The following is a 2842-nucleotide window of genomic DNA, read 5'->3' as shown; positions in this document are numbered from 1 at the left end:
TGGGTATGATCAATGGTTTTCGGGGGTTCCAAGGGGATGATGAGTCCGGAAATAGAAAAGGCTCAGTGCATATCTTGACGAACTACTGTCGACCTCGAACTGACAGGTCAACAAGAATCTAAGTCAACTCCCACGGAGATTTCGTCCTCATGAGTAGCGCAACCAGTTCGGGTGCTTCGAGCCACCGCGACGCACGTTATCCTTCCCTGGCTGGAGTGTGGCAGCTTATCTCGTTCATCGTCGCTGACCGCAGCGGAAATTTTCTCAGCATGCCCATGGGTGCCCAACCGAGCGGCCTACTGATCTATACGGTAGACGGCCACATGTCCGTACACCTGCGCGACCCGCGGCGTCACACCTCGAGCACATCCGTCCCCGAATTCGCACATGGCTCGCATGTCGACGCCGAATCGATCGCCATGAACCATCCCTATATCGGATACTGTGGAACCTATCGCCTATCTGACGATCAAGTCATCCATCATGTGCAGGCGGCATCTGTTCCCGAATGGATTGGAGAGAACCAGGTTCGCGATTTCGCACTGAGAAGGGATGTGTTGACATTGTGTTGTCCGGCGAAGCAAGACGGCTCGGACATCCGGGTCCCGTACCTGACGTGGGAGCGGATCCGGTCCGCGGAATCGCCGGAAGGCGCGACCGTAGCGCCATAGCGGCGTGTCGTTGACGAAGAAAGGAGACTGCCATGACGGGCGCACACGCCGGCCGCGCCGATTTCGGCTGGCGCGCACGATTCGCTGATCTTCCCGCCGGCCGATTCAGCTATCGGGTCTGGGGTGAAGATCGGGATGATCGAATGCGGGTCGTGTTGCTGCATGCCAACGCGGGATCGGCGGCAAGCTGGTCTCGCGTCGGCCCCGCGCTGGGGGATAGGTACCAGGTATTCGCGCTCGACCTGCGAGGACATGGTGCCAGCGTTCGACCACCCACCGGGAGGTACAGCCTACGCGAGGCCGCTGACGACGTGGTGTCTTTCCTGGCCGCCGTGGGGGCCGAGGGAGCCATGCTGGTCGGCCACTCGTGGGGAGCCGCCGTGGCCCTGGTCACCGTGACCGGTGCCGAGTCGGGGCAGCTTCCCCCGGCGGTGTCGAGGCTTGTTCTTGAAGACCCCCCGGTGATGATGTCACCACGCCTGCAACGCGAACAGATCAACCGCCTGATCAGGGCCATCGCACTGCCCGAAGACGAACTGCGGGAAATCCTCGCCGTGTTCAATGCCGACTGGCACACCGATGATGTGGACAGCCTGGTGGAGGGTTTCCGGCACGCAGACCCGGCCATCGTCGAGAGCCTGGTGCGCGATGGATCCCGTACAGGCTCGCTACTTCCACTCCTGGGTCAGCTCACTGTTCCGACCCTTCTCATCCGCGCCAACCCCCTGCGGGGCGGCCTGTGGTCTGACGAGGACTGGGCACACGCACGTCGCATCCTGCCCGCCTGCTGCACCACCATCGAGTTGCACAACGCGTCACACGACGTGCACCGTAGCCAGTTCAACCAGTTCATCCAGGCCGTTCGCGAATTCGCAGCGATCTGACAGACATTTCTGGCCGAGTAGTAGTGCTGGGTTCCTTAAAAGCTGGGGTAGATCGGGCGAGCCCGGGTATCACCGTGTTTGGCAAGGAGTATGTGATGCCCACGTTCTTGTATGCGCGGGTGTCACAGGATCCGGTCGAGGAGAAGAAGATCCGCCAGCTGGCGGGTGCCCATCACGCCCCGGCCGGCTGGATCCTGCGAGCCCAGATCATCACGGCCAGCTGGAGGGGCCAGCGCGTTCCCCGGATCGCCACCGACCTGCACTGCCATCCCAAGACGGTGCGGCTGTGGCTGCACCGGTTCAACACCGACGGCCTGGACGGGCTGGCCGACCGGCCGATCCCCGGGCGCCCCCGTCGCATCAGCGAGGCCGAACGTTCCCAGCTCATCGCCCTGGCCCGCTCCACCCCACCGGGCCGGCTGGCACGCACACCCGGCGGTGAGCTGGTCGCCGAGGACGAGGCCGGAGCGCCTCAGTGGACCCTGGATAGCCTGGCCGAGACCGCCCGCCAGGCCGGTATCGAGGTGGGGCGCAGCCAGGTGCGGCGGATCCTGCGCGCGGAACGGGTCCGGTGGCGGCGCACCCGCTCCTGGACGACGAGCAGCGACCCGGAGGTCGTCCCACAAGGTCGACAGTCGTCGAGCTCTACACCCATCCACCGGAGAACAGCACGGTGGTCTGTGCGGACGAGCTCGGCCCGGTGATCCCGCGGGCCTTCCCGCCCGCCCCGGGTTGGTCTGCGGACGGACACCGCATCAAAAATGAGATCGGCTACGGTCGGGGCCCGGAGAAGACCTGGGTGTACGGGGGCCTGCGGGTCCGCGACGGCCACGAGGTCACCGCCACGGCGCCGCCCCGGAACAGCACCCAGTACCAGCACTTCCTGCACCTGGTGGAGGAGGCCAACCCCACCGGGGACATCCATGTCATCACGGACAACCTCTCCAGCCACGACAGCAAGGCCACCCGAAGCTGGTTGGCCGACCGTCCCCGGATCCGACACGCCTTCATTCCGGTCGCCGCCTGCTGGTTGAACCTGCAGGAGGGCTGGTGGCGGATCTTCCGCAAGACCGCGCTGGCCGGGCAGTCCTTCGCCGACGCGGGCGAGATCACCGAAGCCACCCGGCTGGCCACCGCCCAGCTCAACACCCGCGCGAAACCCTGGATCTGGGGACGGCCCGCCCCACCGACCCGGAAACTCCGCCGTCGTTTTGTTTACTGCCTTTGAGGAACCCAACCCCTAGTAGTACTTTGTTAGGTTGAGTCGATCTTGTGGATGTCATCGAT

The 2842-nt window shown here is 64.4% G+C and carries 4 protein-coding genes; all 4 read left to right on the top strand.

The annotated features are described in order from the left end of the window. Positions 1 to 149: 149 nt before the first annotated feature. The 4 genes from CV1CTNOD_RS06370 (at position 150) to CV1CTNOD_RS06355 (ending at position 2783) form a co-directional block, all read left to right on the top strand. The gene (locus CV1CTNOD_RS06370; protein ID WP_131785240.1) at positions 150 to 671 is read left to right on the top strand and encodes a lipocalin-like domain-containing protein; all 522 of its coding nucleotides are present in this window, start codon (positions 150 to 152) and stop codon (positions 669 to 671) included. Between the two features lie 32 nt (positions 672 to 703). Then, a complete protein-coding gene (locus CV1CTNOD_RS06365) occupies positions 704 to 1555 on the top strand; it encodes an alpha/beta fold hydrolase (protein ID WP_131785239.1) in 852 nt (283 codons plus the stop codon). Between the two features lie 95 nt (positions 1556 to 1650). Next, positions 1651 to 2259 carry a helix-turn-helix domain-containing protein gene (locus CV1CTNOD_RS06360; protein WP_131785238.1) on the top strand — a complete coding sequence of 203 codons (609 nt, stop codon included), beginning with the start codon at positions 1651 to 1653 and terminating at the stop codon, positions 2257 to 2259. Further along, on the top strand, positions 2229 to 2783 hold the full coding sequence (locus CV1CTNOD_RS06355; protein WP_207386230.1) for a transposase: 555 nt from the start codon (positions 2229 to 2231) through the stop codon (positions 2781 to 2783). Before CV1CTNOD_RS06360 ends, CV1CTNOD_RS06355 begins: the two co-directional genes overlap by 31 nt. The last annotated feature ends 59 nt before the right edge of the window (positions 2784 to 2842 follow it).

It is taken from the genome of Protofrankia symbiont of Coriaria ruscifolia, assembly GCF_900634745.1.
GTDB lineage: Bacteria > Actinomycetota > Actinomycetes > Frankiales > Frankiaceae > Protofrankia > Protofrankia californiensis.
The sequence above is the reverse complement of the archived record's forward strand: the minus strand, read 5'-3'. Positions and strand labels throughout refer to the sequence as shown.

What these genes read in the sequence shown, in the direction of transcription:
- CV1CTNOD_RS06365 (WP_131785239.1), top strand. Translation starts at nt 704, where the DNA reads ATGACGGGCGCACACGCCGGCCGCGCCGATTTCGGCTGGCGCGCACGA.
- CV1CTNOD_RS06370 (WP_131785240.1), top strand. Translation starts at nt 150, where the DNA reads ATGAGTAGCGCAACCAGTTCGGGTGCTTCGAGCCACCGCGACGCACGT.
- CV1CTNOD_RS06360 (WP_131785238.1), top strand. Translation starts at nt 1,651, where the DNA reads ATGCCCACGTTCTTGTATGCGCGGGTGTCACAGGATCCGGTCGAGGAG.